The 23,721-nt window shown below is 42.3% G+C and carries 18 protein-coding genes; 13 read left to right on the top strand and 5 right to left on the bottom strand.

What is annotated here, in order from left to right; all coding sequences use genetic code 11:
• Window positions 1-67 precede the first annotated feature (67 nt).
• From G9Q97_RS14440 to G9Q97_RS14425, 4 genes are all read left to right on the top strand, one after another.
• Entirely contained in the window at window positions 68-2,002 is a 1,935-nt protein-coding gene (locus G9Q97_RS14440; RefSeq protein ID WP_166147993.1) for a fumarate reductase/succinate dehydrogenase flavoprotein subunit, read from the top strand.
• Complete coding sequence (locus tag G9Q97_RS14435) at window positions 2,002-2,730, top strand: succinate dehydrogenase/fumarate reductase iron-sulfur subunit (protein WP_166147991.1); 729 nt, start codon at window positions 2,002-2,004, stop codon at window positions 2,728-2,730. Before G9Q97_RS14440 ends, G9Q97_RS14435 begins: the two co-directional genes overlap by 1 nt.
• 10 nt (window positions 2,731-2,740) lie before the next feature.
• Entirely contained in the window at window positions 2,741-4,273 is a 1,533-nt protein-coding gene (locus G9Q97_RS14430; RefSeq protein ID WP_166147989.1) for a Ppx/GppA phosphatase family protein, read from the top strand.
• 125 nt (window positions 4,274-4,398) lie between these two features.
• A complete protein-coding gene (locus G9Q97_RS14425; RefSeq protein WP_166147988.1) occupies window positions 4,399-6,138 on the top strand; it encodes a SulP family inorganic anion transporter in 1,740 nt (579 codons plus the stop codon).
• A 142-nt stretch (window positions 6,139-6,280) separates the two neighbouring features.
• On the opposite strand, the gene G9Q97_RS14420 is transcribed toward G9Q97_RS14425, so the two are convergent.
• Window positions 6,281-6,640: a response regulator gene (locus G9Q97_RS14420; RefSeq protein WP_166147986.1), complete on the bottom strand. Its 360-nt coding sequence runs from the start codon at window positions 6,638-6,640 to the stop codon at window positions 6,281-6,283.
• A gap of 185 nt (window positions 6,641-6,825) precedes the next feature.
• A complete protein-coding gene (rfbA, locus tag G9Q97_RS14415) occupies window positions 6,826-7,701 on the bottom strand; it encodes a glucose-1-phosphate thymidylyltransferase RfbA (protein ID WP_166147984.1) in 876 nt (291 codons plus the stop codon).
• A gap of 299 nt (window positions 7,702-8,000) precedes the next feature.
• Between rfbA and G9Q97_RS14410 the strand changes: the two genes are divergently transcribed.
• Complete coding sequence (locus G9Q97_RS14410; RefSeq protein ID WP_166147982.1) at window positions 8,001-8,720, top strand: hypothetical protein; 720 nt, start codon at window positions 8,001-8,003, stop codon at window positions 8,718-8,720.
• 89 nt (window positions 8,721-8,809) lie between these two features.
• A complete protein-coding gene (locus G9Q97_RS14405) occupies window positions 8,810-9,823 on the top strand; it encodes a pirin family protein (RefSeq protein ID WP_166147980.1) in 1,014 nt (337 codons plus the stop codon).
• A gap of 38 nt (window positions 9,824-9,861) precedes the next feature.
• Here the strand turns inward: G9Q97_RS14405 and G9Q97_RS14400 are convergent, their stop codons facing one another.
• Entirely contained in the window at window positions 9,862-10,737 is an 876-nt protein-coding gene (locus G9Q97_RS14400) for a sugar phosphate isomerase/epimerase family protein (protein WP_246255675.1), read from the bottom strand.
• Window positions 10,738-10,929: 192 nt separating this feature from the next.
• Between G9Q97_RS14400 and ppgK the strand changes: the two genes are divergently transcribed.
• The 4 genes from ppgK (at window position 10,930) to G9Q97_RS14380 (ending at window position 14,460) form a co-directional block, all read left to right on the top strand.
• Window positions 10,930-11,703 carry a polyphosphate--glucose phosphotransferase gene (ppgK, locus tag G9Q97_RS14395; protein WP_166147978.1) on the top strand — a complete coding sequence of 258 codons (774 nt, stop codon included), beginning with the start codon at window positions 10,930-10,932 and terminating at the stop codon, window positions 11,701-11,703.
• 82 nt (window positions 11,704-11,785) lie between these two features.
• Window positions 11,786-12,802 (top strand): phosphotriesterase family protein, encoded by a 1,017-nt coding sequence (locus tag G9Q97_RS14390; RefSeq protein ID WP_166147977.1) that lies wholly within the window; start codon window positions 11,786-11,788, stop codon window positions 12,800-12,802.
• Window positions 12,803-12,835: 33 nt separating this feature from the next.
• On the top strand, window positions 12,836-13,438 hold the full coding sequence (locus tag G9Q97_RS14385; RefSeq protein ID WP_166147975.1) for a 3-keto-disaccharide hydrolase: 603 nt from the start codon (window positions 12,836-12,838) through the stop codon (window positions 13,436-13,438).
• 194 nt (window positions 13,439-13,632) lie between these two features.
• On the top strand, window positions 13,633-14,460 hold the full coding sequence (locus G9Q97_RS14380) for a universal stress protein (RefSeq protein WP_166147973.1): 828 nt from the start codon (window positions 13,633-13,635) through the stop codon (window positions 14,458-14,460).
• A 154-nt stretch (window positions 14,461-14,614) separates the two neighbouring features.
• Here the strand turns inward: G9Q97_RS14380 and G9Q97_RS14375 are convergent, their stop codons facing one another.
• Window positions 14,615-16,264 (bottom strand): Na/Pi cotransporter family protein, encoded by a 1,650-nt coding sequence (locus G9Q97_RS14375; RefSeq protein WP_166147971.1) that lies wholly within the window; start codon window positions 16,262-16,264, stop codon window positions 14,615-14,617.
• Window positions 16,265-16,587: 323 nt separating this feature from the next.
• Between G9Q97_RS14375 and G9Q97_RS14370 the strand changes: the two genes are divergently transcribed.
• From G9Q97_RS14370 to G9Q97_RS14360, 3 genes are all read left to right on the top strand, one after another.
• Window positions 16,588-17,973: a 3-keto-disaccharide hydrolase gene (locus tag G9Q97_RS14370; protein WP_166147969.1), complete on the top strand. Its 1,386-nt coding sequence runs from the start codon at window positions 16,588-16,590 to the stop codon at window positions 17,971-17,973.
• Window positions 17,974-18,417: 444 nt separating this feature from the next.
• Window positions 18,418-21,441, top strand: coding sequence for a SusC/RagA family TonB-linked outer membrane protein (locus tag G9Q97_RS14365; RefSeq protein ID WP_166147967.1), 3,024 nt, complete (start codon window positions 18,418-18,420; stop codon window positions 21,439-21,441).
• A 75-nt stretch (window positions 21,442-21,516) separates the two neighbouring features.
• Complete coding sequence (locus G9Q97_RS14360; RefSeq protein WP_246255673.1) at window positions 21,517-23,136, top strand: RagB/SusD family nutrient uptake outer membrane protein; 1,620 nt, start codon at window positions 21,517-21,519, stop codon at window positions 23,134-23,136.
• A gap of 229 nt (window positions 23,137-23,365) precedes the next feature.
• Here G9Q97_RS14360 and G9Q97_RS14355 read toward each other — a convergent pair whose 3' ends face one another.
• Window positions 23,366-23,647 carry a hypothetical protein gene (locus G9Q97_RS14355; protein WP_166147964.1) on the bottom strand — a complete coding sequence of 94 codons (282 nt, stop codon included), beginning with the start codon at window positions 23,645-23,647 and terminating at the stop codon, window positions 23,366-23,368.
• Window positions 23,648-23,721: the final 74 nt, after the last annotated feature.

Raw genomic sequence — 23,721 nt, 5'->3', positions numbered from 1 at the left:
CAACCATTGGGAACAATCGGGAAAATTTATTATTATTAGGGTAATACAAATAGCTAAAACATTTTTAATGTATTACACTACCGACACGGCCACTACTCCCAACGCAAAAATACCGGAAGGCGACTTGAAGGACAAGTGGTCCAACTTCAAGGACAAAACACGCCTGATCAGTCCAAACAACAGGCACCAATACAAGATTCTTGTAGTGGGCACAGGTCTTTCAGGAGCATCAGCTGCTGCCAGCCTTGCCGAACTGGGATATAATGTCTCCACTTTTTGTTTTCAGGATTCTCCTAGAAGGGCCCATTCCGTGGCTGCACAAGGAGGGGTTAATGCGATGAAAAATTATAAAAATGATGGAGACAGTGTTTACAGAATGTTTTATGATACTTTAAAAGGAGGTGATTTCCGGGCCCGGGAAGCCAATGTATACCGGCTGGCAGAATGTTCTTCCCACCTGATCGACCAGGCAGTCGCCCAGGGAGTCCCATTTGCCAGAGAATACAGCGGATACCTGGCAAATCGCTCCTTTGGTGGTGTTCAAGTAAGCAGAACTTTTTATGCCAGAGGACAAACAGGCCAGCAACTTCTTCTGGGGGCCTACCAGGCCATGATGCGACAGGTTCATTTGGGCAGGATAAAAAGTTTTACCCGCCATGAAATGTTGGACCTGGTCACGGAGAATGGAGTGGCAAAGGGAATTATTGTGCGAAACATGGACAATGGAGAAATCAGCAGACATGCAGCACATGCAGTAGTACTGGCCACCGGTGGATTTGGTAAAATCTATTACCTGTCCACGCTGGCTATGGGCTGCAATGGTTCTGCCATTTGGCGTGCACACAAGAAAGGAGCATGGACATCTTGTCCCAGCTGGACCCAAATACACCCCACCTGTCTTCCCCAGGCAGGAAACTACCAATCTAAACTTACCCTCATGTCAGAGTCCTTAAGGAACGACGGCAGGATATGGGTGCCACAAACCAAGAATGAAAACAGAAAAGCCATTGAGATACCAGAGGAAGACAGGGATTATTACCTGGAAAGAAAGTACCCCTCCTATGGCAACCTGGCCCCAAGGGATATTGCCTCCAGAGCTGCCAAAGAGCGAATTGATGCAGGGCATGGGGTAGGTCCCCTGAAAAATGCCGTTTACCTGGATTTTAAAGATGCCATCGCTACTCAGGGAAAAGATATTATCAGCAAAAAATACGGCAATTTATTCAATATGTACGAAAAAATCACGGGTATCAATGCCTATCAACAACCCATGATGATTTCCCCGGCGGCACATTTCTCCATGGGGGGGCTATGGGTAGATTATGAACTTAGCACCAATATACCTGGATTATACGCTATAGGAGAAGCTAACTTTTCAGACCACGGCGCCAACCGGCTTGGTGCCAATTCTTTGCTGCAAGCTTGCATAGATGGGTATTATATACTGCCTCAGACATTACCTCAATATCTGGCACAGCAGGGCAAAGCTACACCACCCGAATCAAGTTCAGAAGCATTTATGAACGCCGAAAACCAGGTGCGATCACAGCTGGAAGAATTGTCCGGAATAAACGGTAGCAAGACAGTGGACCATTTTCACCGGGAGTTGGGTAAGATACTCTATGACAAATGCGGTCTATCCAGGTCAGCCAAAGGATTGACAGAAGCCATAGAATCTATCCGGGTGTTGAGGAAATCCTTCTTCCAGGAATTGAAAATACCCCAGGTCCTTCAGGGTATTAATGAAGAATTGGAAAAAGCCGGGAGGGTAGCGGATTACCTGGAAATCGGTGAATTGATGTGTATTGATGCGCTGAGCAGGGAAGAGTCCTGCGGGGCTCATTTTAGGGAGGAACACCAAACTCCGGATGGGGAAGCAAAAAGAAATGATAGTGATTTCAGTTACATTTCCTGCTGGAAAAAAAATGAAGATACCCCCGTGCTGATAAAAGAACCTTTACAGTTTGAATTTACAAAGCCCACAGAAAGGAGTTACAAATAATGGATTTTAAGCTTAAAATTTGGCGTCAGGACAATCCCCAATCGAAGGGTAAAATGGTAGATTATGAGGTTAAAAAAATATCGCCCGATACTTCATTTCTTGAAATGCTGGATCAGCTGAATGAAACCCTCATCCTTAGAGGAGAAAACCCCATTTCATTTGATTACGATTGTCGGGAAGGGATATGTGGACAGTGTTGTCTGTTTATCAATGGCAGGGCACATGGTCCTATTGAACATACCAGTACCTGCCAATTACACATGCGCTCATTCAGGGAAGGAGAGACCATACACGTAGAACCTTTCCGCGCCGGGCCTTTCCCCGTCAAAAAGGACTTAAAGATAGACAGGCAAGCCTTGGATAAAATCATTGCATCTGGTGGTTATATTTCGGTAAATAACGGCCAGGCACCAGAAGCCAATCAAACCCTGATTGATAGCGATACCATAGAACAGGCTTTTGATGCCGCATCCTGCATCGGCTGCGGAGCCTGTGTAGCGTCCTGTAAAAACGGCAGTGCTGCCTTGTTTACCGCAGCCAAAATAAGCCATCTTTTTCAATTGCCTCAGGGAAAAATCGAGCATAAAAAACGGATCAAAAACATGGTGGAAACGATGGACCAACTTGGTTTTGGAGCCTGCTCCAATACCGGGGCATGCGAGGTGGAATGTCCTCAGGGAATATCCATAAGCCACATCGCTTTAATGAACAGAGAATTTTGGAAATAATATCCCTGACATGAACCTCGCAGCTATAGATATCGGTACGAACAGTATCCACATGATCATCGTGAAGATCAGGTCCGGGAATCACTTTGACATTTTAATGCAGGAAAAAAGCATGGTCAAACTTGGGGTTGGTGTTTTTGCCAATAATTTACTGAGCCCAAAGGCTATGGAAGACGGTGTGGCTACCATCAAAAGATATGTACAACTCGCAGATCAATATGGAGTAGACGACATCATTGTGTCTGCAACAAGTGCCACACGGGAAGCAAAAAATGGCAGGGAGTTTTTAGACAGACTGATTCATGAAGCGGGCGTATCCCCAAAACTTATCTCGGGAAAAGAAGAGGCCAAACTTATTTTTCTGGCCGTAAAAGAGGCCATTTCCATCAAAAAGGAAAAAATTCTGGTACTGGATATAGGAGGCGGGAGCACAGAAGCGGTAGTAGGAGATAAAAACCAGGTTTTATTTGGGCATTCTATGAAATTGGGTGTGTTGCGTTTATTGGACAAAATAGGTCACCAAAACGCTCTGAATGAGGAGGAGCAGGAAGCATTGAAATCCCAAATCCGGCAAGCCGCAACAAAAATCATGGAAAAGGCCCTGGAAACAGGTTTTGACCGGGTGGTCGGGACTTCTGGTACCATCAGGTCATTGGCAGAAGCCTGTTTGGAAAAAAAGGACAATCCTTCTCCCGAAAGTGTCAATGCCGAAGAAGTGCAACTGGCAGATCTTATCAAACTCCGTGACAAGCTATTGGAATTACCTCCGGAAAAACGAGGGGAAATACCTGGAATAAGTGCCAACCGAACCGATGCAATCCATCTGGGTGCCACACTTTTGGTAGAGTTGCTCCAAATAGCCAATGTCAAAAGCTTAACCATCTCGGATGCCTCCTTGCGGGAAGGAATGATCATCCATCACATCGAAAAGCAAAAACTACCAATAGGGGAGGAAAATCAAGGAAAGAATTTGAAAGAGAAGAGTTGTTTTTGGCTCGCCAATAGGTATGAAACCGAGTTGGAAGCCAAAAAACATGTCTCCGGTCTGGCCCTTCAGTTATTTGACCAGCTCAAACACCTCCATCAAGCTGGAGACCAGGAACGAAGCATGCTGTACCATGCAGCTTTAATTTACGATGTTGGTTTGTTTATTAAATTTCAGGATTTTCATAAGCACTCCAGGTATATTATCAACAACAGTCAGCTGAGAGGTTTCACCAATGAAGAAATCCTTGTGCTGGGCCACCTGGCAAGATACCACAGAAAAAAAGGACCAAAAAAAAGGCACAAACGTTTTAAAAAGTTGTCCGCTGTACAAAAGGATCAGGTCAGGTTACTTGCGGGCATTTTAAGGATTGCTATTGGGCTGGACAAGACTAAAAACCAATGGGTGCAAAACATCTATTGCCTTCCACAAAAAAACCAGCTTCAGATTCAGGTTTTTTCAGTTGAAAATGTAACCCTTGAAATCTGGGAAGCACAGAGGTTTTCAGATACTCTGTCAAAGTATTTGAAAAGGGATATCAAAATCGAAGTTGGTTAAGCCAAGCCATTCCGGTGATAAAAATCACTTATTTTAGCAAAAAATCGGGTCACATTTGTATTTCATTTATTTGAACAATCCTGTGTTTCAAAACGGTAAGTTGATATATAAAAATTAAGATACTAATGGACCTGAAAAAATATTTACCCTTTCTACAATGGCTTCCCGATTACAATAAAGACTACCTGAAGGGTGACTTGTCTGCTGGGATTACAGTAGGCATCATGCTTATTCCCCAGGGAATGGCCTATGCCATGCTTGCAGGACTGGAGCCCATACATGGTTTGTACGCCGTTACAGTGCCATTGATTTTGTATGCTATTTTTGGTAGCTCCAGGCAGCTGGCAGTCGGACCGGTGGCCATGGTTTCCCTATTGACTGCGGCCGGAATCAGCAGCCTGGGACCCAGTTCTCCTGCTGAATACCTCCTGTATGCACTTACACTGGCATTTCTGGTAGGATTGATTCAATTTATTATGGGTGCTTTCCGTCTGGGTTTTGTGGTGAATTTCCTTTCCCATCCGGTGATCAACGGTTTTACTTCCGCTGCCGCTATCATCATTGGCCTGAGCCAGATCAAACATCTCTTCAAAATCAACCTGCCCAATAGCGAGCATATCCAGGAAATGGCGTTGGCCATTGCTCAAAACATTGGGGATACCCATTGGCTCACCCTGGGCATTGGCCTATTGGGAATACTGATCATTAAATTTGGAAAAAGAATTCATCCTGCTCTTCCGGCGCCCTTGATTGCTGTAATTGCAGGTATTTTGCTGGTTTGGGGATTTGGCTTAACAGAAAGGGGGGTGAAAATTGTCGGAGAAGTGCCCAGTGGTCTCCCTACCTTGTCCTTCCCTTCCTTCGACATCAATGGTTGGTCTACCCTCCTGCCCATAGCACTTACCATATCATTGGTGGGGTTTGCAGAAAGTTTTGCTGTGGCAAAAACCATACAGGCAAAACATAAAAATTACAAGCTAGATGCCAATCAGGAGTTGATGGCATTGGGAATGGCCAATTTTGGGGCTGCTTTTTTTAACGGTTATCCCGTCACAGGAGGGTTTTCCAGGACCGCTGTAAACAACCAGGCAGGGGCAAAAACCACCATGGCTTCCGTCATCAGTGCCATTTTAATCCTGTTGACATTGTTGTTCTTCACCGGACTGTTTTATTACCTGCCCTCAGCAATTTTAGCGGCGGTGGTATTGGTAGCGGTTGCGGGATTGATAGACTTAAAGGAGCCTTTTGAACTATGGAAAAAAGACAAGACCGATTTCGCCATGCTTATTGCTACCTTCCTGATTACTTTAACCTTGGGAATCGAAACAGGAATCATTACAGGTATGATTTTATCCTTACTGGTGGTGATTTACAGGGCTTCCAGACCGCATATGGCTCAATTGGGCCGCGTTCCAGGGACAAAAATATACCGCAATATACGCAGGTTCAATGACCTGGAAATCAATAAAAACCTCCTTATCGTCAGAATTGACGGACCCATTTATTTTGCCAATGTGGAATTTATCAGGGATAAAATGAACCAATGGCTCTCGGAAAGGAAGAACCAAACCAAAATGATCGTATTCAATATGGAAAGTGTAACAAGTATCGACAGTACTGGAGCTCACGCACTTTATGAATGGATACAAACCTGGAGAACAAACGAAATAGACGTATGCATTTCCGGAACAAAAGGACCTATCCGCGATGTATTGAACAAATGGAAACTGATTGAATGTATTGGTGCGGATCACATGTTTATGGATGATTATTCTGCAACTGCCTATTTTGATCAGACACTTGACTCAAAAAGCCAGGAAAAATATGCACCTTACGCCATTCAAAGTAATGTTGACAAAAAATAAATTTCAAAAAGCTTTTTAATCCCGAAAGAAACAACTCTTCTGCAAAAAAACTTAACCTTTTTAAATAACATTGGCCTCGGGCAAAGCCTGAGGCCAATGTGCTTTCGATCAAAAATTAATCTTAAACCCTACAAAAAAAGCTTCAATCCCGGAAAATTTCCGGCATGCTTTCCTTCACTGAAAGTTTGGAAAGAAATTTCTTTACGTGTTGATTTTTCCTCGCCTTTTCCCTGTCCTTTAGATCCATAGACCCACTTAGAATATAGATCTTAGAGCCCAGCTTTTCAGAATCAATCTGCTCCAAAAAATCCCAACCACTCATTTGGGGCATAACAAGATCCAGAAACAGGTACTTTGGATTGATATCAGTTATTTTCTCCAGTGCCTCTACAGCTGAAGAAAATTTAAATATCCTGAAAGGTGAATGAAAATGTTTATGAATGTATTTTTCAGTAACAAAAGTACTTACCTCATCATCATCTATCAATACTATATCTATCATCAAAATACATTTATCATGTTACAAAAACCATTTTGCACATAACAAACATATAATAAAAAATAAATACATCCAAAGATTAGAACAATTATTTAACGCTTTTTTTGTTTTTCAAATGTTGTTTTTTGTATTTAACATCTAAAAAATGCAACCAAATAAATTAAAAACGAGATGAGCGGACTTCTCACTTAAAGATTAAATTTTAGCTTTACCAAATTTTTGAGGTATTCGCCATAGCCACTTTTTCCCAACTTTGCAGCAGATTGAAGCAACTTTTCTTCATTGATAAACCCATTTCTGTAAGCAATTTCTTCAATACACCCGATTTTAAGACCTTGTCTTTCTTCAATCACCTCAACAAATTGTGCAGCCTGCAGCAGTGATTGATGGGTCCCCGTGTCCAGCCAGGCTGTCCCCCGGTTTAGAATACCTACATTGAGTTTCCCTTTCCGCAGATAAACGTTGTTAATATCGGTGATTTCCAGTTCTCCCCTGGAACTGGGTTTGATGTTTTTGGCGATTTCCACTACTTCATTGTCATAAAAATAAAGTCCGGGAACAGCAAAATTGGATTTGGGCAATTTGGGTTTTTCTTCTATGCTCAAAACTTTATTGTGATCATCAAATTCGACCACCCCGTATCTTTGCGGATCATTTACATGGTAAGCGAATACCACTCCTCCATCGGGATTTGTATGTTCCTTCAGGGTTTTGTACAATCCCGTCCCGTAAAAAATATTATCTCCCAGGATTAAAGCTACTTTTTCCTTACCTATAAACTGCTCTCCTATGATAAAAGCCTGCGCCAAGCCCTCTGGTTTAGGCTGAATGGCGAATGTAAATGAACAACCTACATCCGTCCCATCTCCCAGTAGTTTTTTAAAAGCTTCATTATCTTCAGGTGTGGTAATGATCAGTATTTCTTTGATTCCTGCCATCATCAATACCGATAGGGGGTAATAAATCATCGGTTTATCATAAATGGGCATCAATTGTTTACTTACTGCAATGGTTAACGGATAAAGCCTGGTACCTGATCCTCCGGCCAAAATTATTCCTTTCATGAATACTGCTTTTATTACTCTGCTACACTAAAATTCCTGCGATTGCCGGAACAAAATTTCAAAAACTTCAAATCTGTAAAAACTAATTACCTAAGCATTATTTTGCTTCCAATCATAAAAATATGATTGTTACTAAATTATAAATAATTTCTTATCCTTTAAAATAATCTTAAAAAAACTTCAGTTCAATATGTTTCAAACACAACATTTGAAAAAGAATTGATAATTTTGAATCTTCTTAATGCGTTTATCACTAAGATAAACTAACCACATTGCAAACCTGACATTAACATCTTCTTATGAAAAAGGAAATAATTATTACCACACTAGCCCTTTTTACCGGATTTCTTTGTTCTAATACCCTTTACGGCCAGAATTTTTACAAGGAAAAAATTTCCAGAAACCAATATTTACAAGCTGGATTGGGACTTGGAGCCATGTATGCAGATAATTCCGGTAGATTTCGGGGCCTGGAAGTGAAAACAGGACCATCGGTTTCCTTTACCTATGGCCGAAAAATCCATTCTAATGTCGATCTGCGGGGAAACCTGGGATACCAGCGGACCCAAAGCCAGGATCAAAACTATTTCACAAATCAGGTCGTTCAATCCTGGCGGGAAAATGGGCAGGCCGTAGGCAGTAAAAACAACCTGATATACCTGGATATGATGCCAACCCTGCATATCGTCGGATCCACAAACCATACCCAAAGAAAACGGGTCAATTTGTATCTGGGAACAGGCCTGGGATTGCTTTTTAATTTAAGTGAAGTTACAAACCTTAGTGAAAATGGCTCAGAAAGAAAAAAAAGAAGTCAGGCGGTGCCATATATCCCGGTCAGGGGAGGCTTAAGCTACAGACTTAACCTGTACACCGATATCGCCATTGAGGGAAGCGTATTAATGACTTTTTCAGATGAGCTCGACGGAAATGTAGGATTTAACCGTTTCAACGATTATCCGGTATCCGGGCAGATTGTCTTCAGACGTTACCTAAATACCATAAAATCAGTAGATTAGTCCAGTTTATTTTAAAACATGTCCTGGAAAGGAACTTTTGATGTTTAATTCAGCTTATTAGATGTATATACATATAAAATAAGTCGTTTATGAAGCCTACACTAAAAGATATCCGTCCTTTGGGTTTTCAATGGCAAACTCAAGATCCATTTTTGTTTTGTGCCCATCACCATGATTTCTTTCCCAGGGGCCTACCTGACATGTCCCCTGAAGCCGGATTGGAAAATCGCATGATCGGACAAGATTTTTCTGGTAAAGATGGATGGAGCATGTACCATGGCAGTAAAGTTCCCGGATTTCCTGCCCATCCGCACAAAGGTTTTGAAACGGTGACCATTGTAGAAAAGGGCCTGGTGGACCACTCCGACTCGTTGGGAGCGGCAGGCAGGTTTGGCAATGGTGACACACAGTGGATGACCGCCGGAAAAGGAGTCATGCATTCTGAAATGTTTCCCCTTCTCAATGAAAAGGAAGGAAATGAACTACACTTGTTTCAAATATGGTTAAACCTACCCAAAACAAAAAAAAATGTACCGGCCCATTTCAAAATGATGTGGAAGGAAGAAATACCTGTGGAGACAGTAAGGGATTCAAATGGAAAAACCACTGAAATTAAATTAATCGCAGGGAAATATGGTGAGCGCAGAGCCCTGCCCCCTGCACCTGACTCCTATGCTGCAGACCCTTCCAATGAAGTGGCCATATGGTTGATAAAAGCAGCGCCTGATGCCTCCTTTATCCTCCCGGAGGTTTCCCAAGGGACCAATAGGAGCTTGTTTTTCTACCGTGGTGATTATATTGATCTGGAAGGCGAGCGGATTAGCAATGACCATTCCATTGATTTGGGTGACATGAAATCATTTGAAATAAAAAATGGTAGTCAAACCGGATATTTTGCTTTCCTTCAAGGAAAACCCATATCAGAAAAAGTGGTTCAGCATGGCCCATTTGTGATGAACAGCAATCAGGAAATCCAGGAAGCCGTTCACGAATTTCAAAGGACGCAATTTGGTGGCTGGCCATGGAAAAGCCATGAACATACCCATGAAAAAGGGAGGGGTCGTTTTGCCATTCATGCCGATGGCAGAGAAGAGATCAAGTAATCAAAAGCCGGCAGGTAAATGCCTGCTGGCTTTTGAAATTATTTTACATATTTAGCAGCTGCAAGGTAGTCATAACTCATGGCAACACTCTTTATGGGCTCGTGGTTATATCGCTCCACTTCCACATAGTAGCCTTTCATACCTTGTGCATAAGCGGCCTTAAAAATTGGTTTGAAGTCCATTTCTCCGCTTTGGCCGATTTCCTCCTCATCTTTGATATGCAACAAAGGAAATCTTCCTTTGTATTTTTTAAGGTAGTCTACAGGATCATATCCCCCTTTGGTAGCCCAGTAAACATCGAGCTCCATGCAAAACAGATCCGGATCCGTATTTTCCAGCATGAAATCATACATCACCTGCCCTTCAATTTTCTCAAATTCCCTGGCATGATTATGAAATCCGAATACAAGTCCCTTGGCTTTTGCAATGGCCCCCACCTGATTGTAATAATTACACCACAATTCCAGCTCTTTTAAGGTATCGGGTTTGGGCATGGAGGGTTTGATTAGAAAATCTGCTCCTACAGCGGCATGAGCTTCAGCAGCTTCCTTCCACCAGTCCATTGCGGCGGTATGATTGGCCCCCTGAAAATCTCTTGGACCTCCTACATGGGCACTTTGCATCGTCATTCCCAAGTCAGCAACCAACTTTTTAATAGCTACAGGGGACATGCCATAAATCTTTCCATCAGCATAATTTGCCGCCTCCAGGTTTTTAAACCCAATGGCAGCTACCTGCTCCAATACCCCTGCCACATTTCCTTTGATATCCTCTCTAAGCGAGTACAATTGCAACCCGATTTCTTTTTTGGCGAAAGCGGACCCATTGGCCAATTGACTTCCCGCAGTGGCCGACATCAGGGTCAATGCCCCCATTTTTTTAAGGAATGACCTTCTTCGAATATTCTTTTCCATAGGTTTACTGTTTGATAATTGTAATTTAAAATCAAAGATCTTTTTATAGCTTAAAGCTAGTTATAAAATTACGTTTAACGGTTAAAAACAATTGTTTTCAGATTTTCATATTAGCGGAGAATAAAGTCAAGCTAATTTTTGCTAACTTGAACGGCAAAAATAAAATAAAATTGAATTATTAATGGAAATTGAATGGAGATATTAGGATTGGACATTGGGGGTTCCGGCATTAAGGCAGCTCCGGTAAATATTGAAACGGGGGAGCTGCTGGCGGAAAGATACAGGGTACCCACCCCCAGGCCAACAAAACCAGAAAGTGTAGCTGAAGCAGTCCTAACTCTTATTGAACATTTTGACTGGAAAGGTCCCGTAGGCTGCGGATTTCCCACTGTGGTAAACAATGGACAGTGCATGACCAAAAGCAATATCCATAAAAGTTGGGTGGGCGTTCATGTAGACCAGTTGTTGGCGGAAAAGACCGGCTTACCGGTTACGGTTATCAATGATGCCGATGCTGCAGGCCTGGCTGAAATGACCTTTGGGGCAGGAAAAGGAAAGATGGGATTGGTAGTAACCGTCACCATTGGGACTGGTTTAGGCACAGGTGTATTTTATAACGGGCAACTTATTCCCAATTTTGAATTGGGCAGGATATATTATAAAAACGGGGAGATCATTGAGTATTTTGCAGCAGATTCAGCAAGGAAAAATGAAAACCTCAGCTACAAAACCTGGGGGAAACGCTTTAATAAATTCTTAAAACACACTGTCAGGATCATCTCTCCCGATTTATTTATTTTGGGTGGAGGTGCAAGCAAAAAACTTGACAAGTTTGAAAATGAAATCACGGTAGATGTTCCTGTGATCGTTGCCGAAAACAAAAACGAAGCAGGTATCATCGGAGCAGCTGTAGCAGCATATTTGAAAATCCACAAGGAGCAAACAGTGGCAGGAAATCGAGCATGACGCAAGGGAGTTACATCGATTTTGCAATAGGCGAAAGCCATTTGTCTACCGGACAGGCAGGTAACCCTAATACTATAAACACATGAAGCATTGGCTACTGATTGGAATTTTCATTTTGGGTTATGGCATGTTGTCCAAAGGATTATGCCAAAATTCCATAATCATGACTGTCAGCGGTCCTATCCCCGCAGCGCAAATGGGAAAGACATTGATACATGAACATATATTGGTGGACTTTATTGGGGCAGACAGCATCTCCTCCTCCCGTTGGGATAAAGAACAAGTTCTGGAGACCGTCAGCCCATATGCAGAGGAGATAGCTGCATTTGACATAAATACCCTTATAGAATGCACCCCGGCCTACCTGGGAAGGGACCCCGAATTGCTTCTGGCACTTTCCAAAAAATCGGGGCTAAATATTCTTACGAACACAGGCTATTATGGGGCTGTGAACAATAAATATCTTCCCGAAAAGGCTTTTGATTTATCCGCAAAAGAATTGGCTGCCATCTGGATAGCAGAATGGGAATCTGGCATCGAAAATACCGGCATCAAACCTGGTTTTATCAAGATAGGCGTAAACAGTGACAGTCTTTCTGATATGCACCAAAAGCTCATTCGGGCAGCAGGTTTAACCCACAAGCAGACAGGTTTGACCATTGCCTCTCATACCGGCCCCTACGTACCCGCAAGCCAACAAGTGGCTCTGTTGAAAGAAATAGGGGTTCATCCTTCTGCCTTTATCTGGGTGCATGCACAGAACGAAAGCAACATGGAAAATTATTCACGGCTGGCCCATGAGGGTGCCTGGATAAGCCTGGACGGCATACAGCCATCAAACCAGGTGGAATACCTTAAAAAGTTGAAATTTCTTAAAGAAAGAGGGCTTTTGGATCGGATTTTGATCTCTCATGACGGGGGTTGGTATAGCCCGGGAGAAGAGAATGGGGGCAATTTCAGAGAATACACTACCATATCCCGGGAATTTATACCGCTGCTACTTGAGAATGGCTTTACCAAAGCAGACATCCGGCAGCTAATGGTCAGCAATCCTGCCAATGCATTTTCTATTGGAATAAAATTTTCCAAAAACGATTGATACAATTATTTCATTAATAAAAACCCAAAAACCATGAAAAGTAAGCACATTGTCCCTGCCCTGTTGAGTATTTTCCTTCTTGTCAACCACAGTTTTGCACAGGAGGCAAAAATGAAATCCATTTTTAACGGAAAAAACCTGAAAGGATGGACCGTTCAACCAGAAGATAATATTTGGTGGACCGTTGAAGACGGAAAAATTGCCGTAGAAAATGACCCTACGAAAACAGGCTCCATTCTTTGGACCAAAAAAGAGTATGCTGATTTTGTTTTTCAAATGGACTTCCTGATGGGTACAGGTACGGTAGACTCAGGAATTTTCCTCAGATCCGAAAAAGACCAGATCCAAATTGGCATCTCCGGCTCCCTGCAGCGGGACATGACCGGATCCCCCTATATTCCAGGCAAATCTTATCCTGTAGAAGCAGAAGGGGTAGCTGATGTATTGCAACTAGATGACTGGAACACCATGAAAGTAAGGTTAGTCGATCAGACCTATACCGTTTGGATAAATGGTGAAGAAGTGATGACCTATACTTCCGAAAACATGCCGGAAAAAGGCCCTATTGGGCTTCAGCTACACCCCAACAATGAAATGAGCATAACATTTAAAAACATAATGGTTGGGAAATTATAACCCCAACAGCTCTCATGTAGAATAAAAGAAAGGAGATTATCATTTCTTTAAGTGACTTTGGTCATATTTTTTTAAAAAGCATTTTGTTTATTTTGAAATACATGGATTATACATATGATCATGTATATCTGGAAACGCCTCTTTTGTGGTTTCCAGAATTGAAAGAATAAAGCTTTTAACCAAAACCTAAAATCATGAAACGCATTGTAGTTCCTGTGGATTTTTCTCCCTATTCAGAAAATGCCTTTTTAAGTGCTGCGAAGATTGCTGCTAAAGGAGATGCCACCATTACCTGTGTAAATGTCATTACTTCTGAACTGGATTGGAAAAACCTTTCTGAAAAAGAAAAAACAAAATACCAGGAAGTTCTTGATCTGGAAGCAGAAGCTAAGGATAAGTTAAAATCCTTTATCATGACCCATAAAGTAAAGAGCACCCCTATTGAAGCTGTAGTCGAGGTAGGTGTTCCCAATCAGGTTCTGGCTGAATTGGCTGAAAAGCAAAAAGCAGATCTTATTGTCATCGGTGCCTATGGAAAAGGATATGAAGAAGGAAAATTTATTGGTTCCACCACCCAGAAGGTAATGCGGAACGCCAATTGTCCGGTCCTGGCAGTAAAGAAAGTTTTGGACGGCAGGGCAATGAAAAAGATGGTTTTTGCTTCCCTGTTCAATGAGGCCAGCAAGCCGGCCTTTACCAGAATGAAGCCCCTGATCAAAAATACAGGTGCTTCCGTCTATTTCCTGTTTGTCAATACCCCTTCAAAATTTACCGACAGTGACAAAGCAGAAGAACAAATGCGGAAATATGCCATGGGTCAGGAGGACCTGATCATTCACAGACACATCTTTAACCATGAAGATGCTGAAAAAGGCATTGTAGCTTTTGCAGAAAAGGAAAAAGCAGGCATCATTGGAATCGCATCCAATGTACGAAAGACGAACGCATCCTATCAAATAGGCGTAACGGATACGGTCCTTTTCAAAACCGATATTCCGGTATTGAGTGTGAAATTTGAATAAGTGTATTTGATAATGGGCCGGTGTTTTAGGGAAAATACCGGCCTGTTTTTTTCCTTTGATGTTTTCCCCCCAAATTCCAGCTTTCATTGAGTCTGGTGGAATAGTAATTGAGACATCCAAATAACAGGGTATAGCGTTTAATAGGTGAATAAATTTACAGCCTTTCCTCGGGGGCGATTTCTTGTTTGTGTAAAGATCCTATTGCACCCCATATCAGTTCCAAACCAGAAAACACCTGCTGAATGACATTGGCCATGGTGGAAATGCTCACATCGGTTTTTTTTGTTTTTAGTTGCGTATACAACAATTGTATGAGGGAAGAATAATTGTTTTTCAATTTTGCCTTTACACTTTGCATTATGGCTTCATCCGCTGTTCCCATCGCCACATAATCCTCGAAAACCGTAAGAAAATCCTTCACCTCCCCCTGAAGCCTGTCCAAAATATCCACTACAAAAGGTTCTTCCGAATTCTCCATTTCTACTAAATTATGAACAATATCTTTAAACTCTTTGGCTCCGATTACAAGTGACCTCATGGTCTGAGTCAAGTCATTTAACAGGGTTGCCTCATCCAAACTTAGGTTTTTCTCCTGGAGGAACATGGCAAATAAATACAACTCCTCCTCCAGGTTTTTAAGGTTTTGATAATCCTGGAGCAAATCTTTGGGTTGAAAAGTGATTTTTTTCCAAACTGACGCATCCTTTTTTGGCCTTTTATGTTTGTGAATGATTTTCCAAACCAATTTTAAAGTGTCTTTTAACACCCATTCCAATTCTTTCTCGAATGCAAGAATCGCAACAGAGGGTACATCCAAAGGGACGTTTTTAATATACCTTGACCTTCCTTTAGGCACATATCTCCGAAATCTTTTTGTAAGCCACTTTTCAATAGCAGGTAAAAATGGAAAAAATGCCAAAATCATGATCAGGTTAAAGAGTGAGTTTAGTATTACCAATTCCATAAGTGGATCCACGACATTAAAAAAATGAATAGAGATGTCGATCAATTGGTCGATCCAAAAAAAACAAAATACACCTGCAAAAAAATTAAAGGCAAAATTGCCAAGGGCAAGTCGCTTTTTATCCGCCGAACCATCAATTGCCCCCAATATCAGGGTAAAGGTGGTACCAATATTGGCCCCAATAACCATCGCCAAAGCATGGTCTGTCCCTATCACCTGGGCATTTACTGCACTCAATACGATCACAATCATGGCCGAACTGGATTGAATCATTGCAGTTATGATAATTCCCGTGATAAAAAACACCCAAAGCCCGTAGGACTGGAGCTCACTTAGGTCCACGGCCGTAGCATACTCTTCAATAGCTAGTTTCATGTAATCCAATCCCAAAAACAATAACCCGAATCCCAGTAAAAAAATCCCGGTGTTTTTCAGGAAAGGCCTGCTGTTCATGAAAAGGTAAGTCATCACCCCTATGGCCAGAAATGGAAAGGCAAAATCCGCAACACTGATTTTGAAACCAAATGTCGCTACCACCCAGGCAGTAAATGTTGTACCCAAATTGGCTCCCAACACCACCCCAAGGGAATTTCGCAAACTTATCATTCCTCCCCCAAGAAATGCCAGCACCATCAAGGTAACCAGCGAACTGCTTTGAAGAATAGCCGTAATACCAATTCCCACCAATATCCCCTTCCAGGATTTGTCAGTAAACCTGTGCAGTAAATTTTTAAAAGAGGCACCCCCCAATTCCTTTATGGCAAGCTCCAATTGGCTCATGCCCCACAAAAAAAGGCCAATGCCGGCTAGGAACTCCCAATAATCAAATTTTTCTTCCATGAGTACCCAATGAGTTTAGTTATGCCAATTCAAAAGTAAATCCAAACCTATCCAATACAGCGATAATTGGTGGCGGGCAATAAAGATAAATACTTTACACAGGCAAAATACCAATCATTATTGTTAATTGCAGGTCATCAACAGCTTAACATAGCACATGCCAGTGAATCATTATCTTGATGGATTACTTTTCATTTGTTTAATGCAATCGATTGTTCCATACTTATTAAATCTAAGTATATTGTTTATCTTTACTGTCTGCAATTTGAAAAAATGAATTGATCACCAAATAAATACTATAAAACACTTAAAATAACCCAATTATGAACAAACGAAATTATAGCCTGCTCATTTTGGTATGCTTACTTATGGCTGCATGTGGCAAACCTACCGTAGAAACCAAAGAAGGATGGACCAATCTTTTTGATGGTGAAAGCCTGGATGGATGGAAACAACTAGATGGCGAAGCAGAGTTCAGCATTGAAGACGGTGTCATCGTTGGTTCCGCTGTGGCCAATACACCCAATACCTTCCTGGTTACCGAACAAACCTATGAAGATTTTATCCTCGAACTGGAAATCAGGGTAGATGATGAATCAAGCAATTCCGGAGTAATGGTACGTGGCCAGTACAATCCTGACGCCAATGACGGAAAAGGTAGGGTATTCGGCTATCAGGTGGAATGTGACCCAAAAGAAAGGGCCTGGTCGGGAGGAATTTATGACGAGGCAAGGAGAGGATGGCTTTACCCCCTTTCCTACAATCCCGATGCCCGGAGCGCATTCAAATTAGGGGAGTTCAATACTTACAGGATTGAATTCATCGACAACACCCTGAAAACCTGGGTTAACGGACAGGAAGTAGCTTATTTGGTAGATGACATTGATCAATCTGGTTTTATAGGTCTGCAGGTACATGGCATTGGTGACAATCCTGAAAATGCCGGCAAAAAAACCTATTTCAGAAATATCCGCATTAAAACCGAGGACCTGTCTCCTACCCCATTTGAAAATGACGTATTTGTGGTAAGTACCATTGACAATGAACTGACCCCGCACGAAAAAGACAAAGGTTGGAAACTCCTTTTTGATGGCAGTACCAGTAAAGGTTGGAGAAGCGCCAAAGGAGAAACTTTTCCTGAAGGGGGATGGACCATCAATGATGGTGTTTTGACCATAGAAGCTGCAGACGGAAGAGAATCAGCCAATGCAGGGGATATCGTCACTGTTGACAAATACAGTGCTTTTGATCTGGCCTTTGACTTTAAATTGACAGAAGGTGCCAATAGCGGCGTAAAATACTTCGTAACCCTAAACGAAAACAATTCCGGTTCAGCCATAGGGTTGGAGTACCAAATTCTGGATGACGAAAGACATCCGGATGCCAAGCAGGGCAAAGATGGCAACCGGACTTTGGCCTCTTTGTATGACCTGATCAAAGCTGATAAGCAATCTCGCTTCGTCCGCCCCATCGGCGAATGGAACAAGGGACGGATAGTAGTTCATCCGGACAATACCGTAGCGCATTACATCAATGGCCTGAAAGTGGTGGAATATACCAGAGGTTCCGATGCATACAGAGATTTGGTGGCTGATAGCAAATACAAGGTTTGGGAGAATTTTGGTGAAGCAGAAGAAGGCCATATCCTTTTGCAGGACCATGGTGATGAGGTGCATTATAAGAATATCAAAATTAAAGAGTTGGAATAAATTCCTAAACCCGGAAATTAAATGCTGCGGCAAAGTCGGGGTTAAAATCCACAAAACAAGTAAAAGGAATCAAGAAAAGGCAAGCCAAATGGTTTGCCTTTTTTTTCTTTAACTAAGAAATTTTCTGTGGCAATTAACGTTTATATGACATTTATTATTGATTATGAAATTTTACAATAAATTCCTATAAAAATATAATACCTAAACTTTTTTTTCACCATTAATATATATAAATTGCCGCTCATCAATGCAATCGATTGCGCTTAAATCCTCCCGGAATAGGGAGATTTAACTTGCATTAAAATCAAAGTTCTTTGTAATCCTAACCTATTTTCAAACCAAAATCCCTATGTAAAAAAAAAAAGAAAAAATTCATCTTTTGCAGGTATTTTAAATACGCGCAAAACAGCAATTAACTTTCAATTATTATCAAACCTAAAATTTATGACCTCGAAAAATTACCTGAAAACAGGGCTATTATTGTTTCTTATGGCCTTCAGTACCCACCTGGCGCTGGCACAAAATGTGCAAGTCAGCGGGCAAATTACAGATGAAAATGAAATGCCCATCCCAGGGGCATCGGTGCTCGTCAAAGGCACATCTACAGGTGTAGCAGCCGACCTTGATGGCAACTACAATATCTCCGCACCGTCAAATTCAACCTTGGTATTTTCTTTTATTGGCTATTCTCCAAAAGAAGTAGCTATTGGTAATCAATCACAGATCAATGTACAGCTGGAACCAGATGTATCAGATCTGGATGAAGTAGTGGTAACCGGATATGGAACCACCCGAAAAAGCCAATTAACAGGAGCTATTTCCTCCGTTAGCAACAAAGAAATAGCCGAACTACCCATAGTAGATGCAAGGCAGGCCCTTCAGGGACGAGCTACCGGAGTAGATGTGACCCAGGCAGGAAGTAAGCCTGGTTCGGCACCCCAGGTAAGGATCCGTGGAAGACGGTCGTTCAATGCCGGAAATGACCCGCTTTATGTGGTGGATAATATTCCAATTGCAGGTGGTATCAATGACATCAACCCGCAAGACATCACTTCAATGGAAGTGCTGAAAGATGCCTCGGCTACTGCCATTTATGGATCAAGAGGCGCCAATGGTGTGGTTTTGATTACTACCAAAAGAGGACAAGCCGGTAAGACTATCGTCTCGGTAGACTCTTACTATGGCGTCAATCAGAGTTTGGGACGCATTGAAAATTTCAATGGAGAAGAGTTTGCCGAATACAAAAGGGAATCTCGCAGGGCAGTAGGGGAATATCCCGAAGGACCTGCCACACAAGAAGCTGATGAAGGCCTGTTTGAGCCCAACGAATTGGAAAGCATCAGGCTTGGAAGAAGCTATGACTACATCGATGCGCTTACAAGGACCGGCTCGATTCAGAGTCACCAAATTAGCGTTTCAGGTGGTAGTGAAAAAACCACATTCTTTCTTTCCGGCAATATTTTCCGAGATGTGGGTGTGGTAAAACTCCAGGATTTTAGCCGTTATTCTTTCAGGGCAAATATTGATCATCAATTAAATGATAAATTTAAAATAGGTACTTCCACACTTTTTACCTATAGCGAAAGAAATGGAGAAAACTTTAATCCGCTAGGCGGGGCACTACAGGAAAACCCATTGGGAAAAACCTTTAATGACGATGGCTCCATTAATTTTCAGCCTACTCAAGATGGATTAAGAACCAATCCTTTGGCAGAGATCGTACCAGGTGCCCATGAAGACCTGACAAAAAGATTCAGAATATTTAACAGCATTTATGCGCTTTGGGAAATTTCTCCAGGGCTGACATTCAGGACCAATTTTGGACCCGACATTACCATTAGAAGAAGCGGAAGGTTTATAGGAGCCCAGACCAACAACAGAAGAGGGGGAGACCCAACCGGCAGTATTTCAGAAGAATTCCAGGTGAATTATACCCTGGAAAACATACTTAACTGGACTAAAACCTTTAATGAAGATCATACTTTCCAGTTTACAGGCTTGCAATCCCTTCAAAAAGACAACAGGGAATTTACCAATATCAATGTTTTGGGCATCCCTGCTGAAAGTCAATTGTTTCACCGCCTGGGTGATGCCAGCCAGATTACAGGTGCCAACACCAATCTGATACAGTGGACGCTTCTTTCCTATATGGGAAGGTTGAATTATGATTACAAAGGAAAATACCTGTTGACAGCTACTGTGAGAGCCGATGGTTCCTCCAGATTTGGCGAAAACAACCGGTTCGGCTATTTTCCTTCCGTAGCCTTTGGCTGGAACATTGGGGATGAAGACTTCCTGGCAGGAAGCACAGTGTTGGACCAGTTAAAACTGAGAACCAGTTATGGTTCTATCGGAAACCAGGGTATTGACCCCTATCAGACCCAGCCATTATTGGCGCGTACAGCTTACGAGTTTGGTGGAACTGCTGCGTTTGGCTACCGTCCAAATACGATCGGTAACCCAGATTTAAGATGGGAGACCTCCACCACAGCCAATGCGGGTTTGGACTTTGTGTTTTCTCAAGGTAGGATTGCCGGTACAATTGAGTATTATGTTACCACAACCACCGACTTATTGGCACCACAACCGCTACCTAACTCCACCGGTTTCGGAGGATTCATTACCAATATTGGTAAAACCCAAAACAGAGGTATTGAATTGACCTTAAACACCATCAACGTGGATCGGGGTGGATTCAGATGGTCTACAGATTTTATCTTTAACAGAAACAGAGAAGAAATCTTAGAATTGGCTGATGGAGACGATGTAGGTGCCGGAAGATTTATCGGTGAGCCTTTAACGGTCTTCTTTGATTGGAATAAAGTAGGCATCTGGCAACTGGATGAGGCGGATGAGGCTCAGGTTTACAGTGACCAGCCCGGATTGATTAAAATAGAAGATATCAATGATGACGGACAAATCAATGCAGATGACCGACAGATATTGGGTTCGGCCGTTCCTGATTTTAGCGGAGGTATTACCAACCGGTTTTCTTACAAAGGGGTAGATTTTTCTTTCTTCCTATTCGGCAGAGTAGGATCCATGATCAGAAGTGCTTTCCACACGGGTGGATTCAATGCCCTGGCAGGAAGGTACAATAACCTGAATGTAGACTACTGGACCCCTGATAATCCTACCAATGATTATCCCCGTCCCAATGCCAACCAGGAATTTCCAAAATACTCTTCTTCACTACAGTACTTTGATGGTACTTTCTTAAAGGTGAGAAATATTAATTTGGGATATACTTTACCTGCTCCAATGGTGTCGAGACTTAAAATGGAAAGTCTGAGGGTTTACGCCAGTGTGCAGCAACCCTTTATATTTTCTGAATACCGAAGCCGACATGCGGGAATCGATCCTGAAACCTTTATTGATGGTGAACAGGGTGTAGAAGGTGGTGTAATCAATTCCAATATTGCGCCGGCCGTAACCCAAATTACCTTTGGTATTAACGCTAAGTTTTAAAGTGTAACCTCAATTTATTAAGTGATGAAATCAAAATTTAAAAATATATTTTCAAGGTTCTCCAAAATCAGCATAATGGGAGCTGCTCTGTTTGCCGGGGTTAGCTGCGAAGGCATTTTGGAGGAAGATGTGGTTTCCAATATAGGAAATGATTACCTGAACACTCCCGCAGGTTTGAATGACGGCCTGCATGCTGCATATAGTTCATTCAGAGCTTGGTATGGCACCGAAAGGGGAAACAATTTTACGGTTTTTGGTACAGATACCTATACCAATGGCGCAGATGGCGGTTTTAAATTTATGAATTTTTATACCTCCGATTTTGACTCCCAAAATGCACATGTTCGTGAAATTTGGGATCAATTTTATCAGGGAATCAATACGGCAAATGCAGTTATTGACCGGGCGCCGGAGGTGGAAGGGCTTTCAGCCGAAATAAAAGCGCGACGGGTAGCAGAGGCGAAATTTATCCGTGCTCACCACTACTTTATTCTGGTGCAGCTATTTGGTCCTATTGATTTGCAACTTAGTGAGTCTGTAGTCCCTTCCAATGAAGTAAGCAGGGCTCCAGTGGCCGATGTATATGCAGCCATCATCAATGACCTCCAGGCAGCTATTCCGGATTTGGAAAATGTGGGGCAATCCAGTGACTATGGCAGGGCCACACGAGCAACTGCTGAACATTTGCTGGGCAGGGTTTACCTGACCAAAGGAACCTCAGAAGCCGCTGAAAATGATGATTTTGCCAATGCAGAACCTTTGTTGCAATCGGTAATAGACAATTATGGATTCAGTCTATTGGATAACTTCGGAGATGTACACGCTTTTGGCAACGAAGTCAATAATGAAGTCGTCTTCGCAGTACAATATGGACGGAATCAATTGACAAATGGAGGGGGAAACAATTCCCATGTGTTTTTCTTAATGGAGTATGATGTGCAGCCCGGAATGAGAAGGGATACCCAAAACGGACGACCTTTTAAACGCTACATGCCTACGGATTATACCTATAATGTTATTTATGCCGACAGGGAGAATGACAGCCGTTATGAGAATTCTTTTAAGCATGTTTATTATTCCAATAATCCGGGAACCTTTAATACTACCTTTGATGATTCCAAGGATCAGGTGACTTTTGCTGCCGGCGATACCGCCATATTTGTTCCCGGCTATGAAATGTCCATGGAGGAAAGGGCGCAGAAGCCCTATCAAGTCTTGGTTCCGAGTGCATATACCGAGCGGCTTTTTGCCACTATGAAAAAACACATGGACCCGGGAAGAGTGGACCTGACCCAATTTGAGGGAGGAAGGGATTACATCGCTTTCAGACTGGCTGATACCTATTTGCTCCTGGCAGAGGCTCAATTGAAGCAGGATAAAATCACGGAAGCTACAGAAAACATCAATGTGGTGAGAAGAAGGGCTGCCTTCCCGGGAAGGGAAGACCAGATGGAAATCACGCCTGCCGAAATGGACATGGAAATGATCATAGAAGAAAGAGCGAGAGAACTACTGGGAGAACAGCAGAGATGGTTGGACCTAAAAAGATGGGGTGTTTTGGTAGAACGGGTAACTGCGCATAATTCAAAAGCCATCGGGATTGAAGATTACCATGTCTTAAGACCTATTCCTCAAAATCAAATTGACCGGGCAGAAGGTAACGAAGCCAGTTTTCCTCAAAACCCAGGATATTAACATAAAAAATAAGCTAAAAAGCCATTATTAACCGTATGGGGCCTGGAACTTTTCCAGGCCTTTTTTTGGCTTTAAAATTAAATTATCAGATATTTTATGAACGTAAAAATAGGCGAATACCGAAGTCTTAATCCCCAATACCTGAGTTGGGCTGATATAATGAACTAAAAGACAGTTTACCCAATTGCGTGTTCTTTCCCCAATCAAAGAATTGTCAAGCCATACCCTCCTACTGCAAAGCTGCTTTAACCCTGGCCAAAAAACCGCTGACTTTTTCAAAAGGATTCCCAGGGCCTAAAGTTTCTATTGGCAGGTAACCCTGATAATTGCTATCCCGGATAAGGGCCATCAACCGCTTCAGGTCAACGGGTTTTTGCGTACCGAAATGGTTTACATTTTCCTTGAGTTGCCCGTTTACGGCATGTCGGATATTTTTGCTGATCTCTTCATAGGGATCATGTTGGGAATAACTGCCTATACCAAGGACCAGCCCAAACCAGTCCTCATCCACCCTTTCCTGATAATACCCCTCCTTTGTAAGGATAGCATATTTTGTCAGAATACAGTTGATTCCCTTGAAGATAG

Origin of the sequence: Cyclobacterium plantarum (assembly GCF_011290685.1) — a bacterium.
Classification (GTDB): Bacteria; Bacteroidota; Bacteroidia; order Cytophagales; family Cyclobacteriaceae; genus Cyclobacterium; species Cyclobacterium plantarum.
The sequence above is the reverse complement of the archived record's forward strand: the minus strand, read 5'-3'. Positions and strand labels throughout refer to the sequence as shown.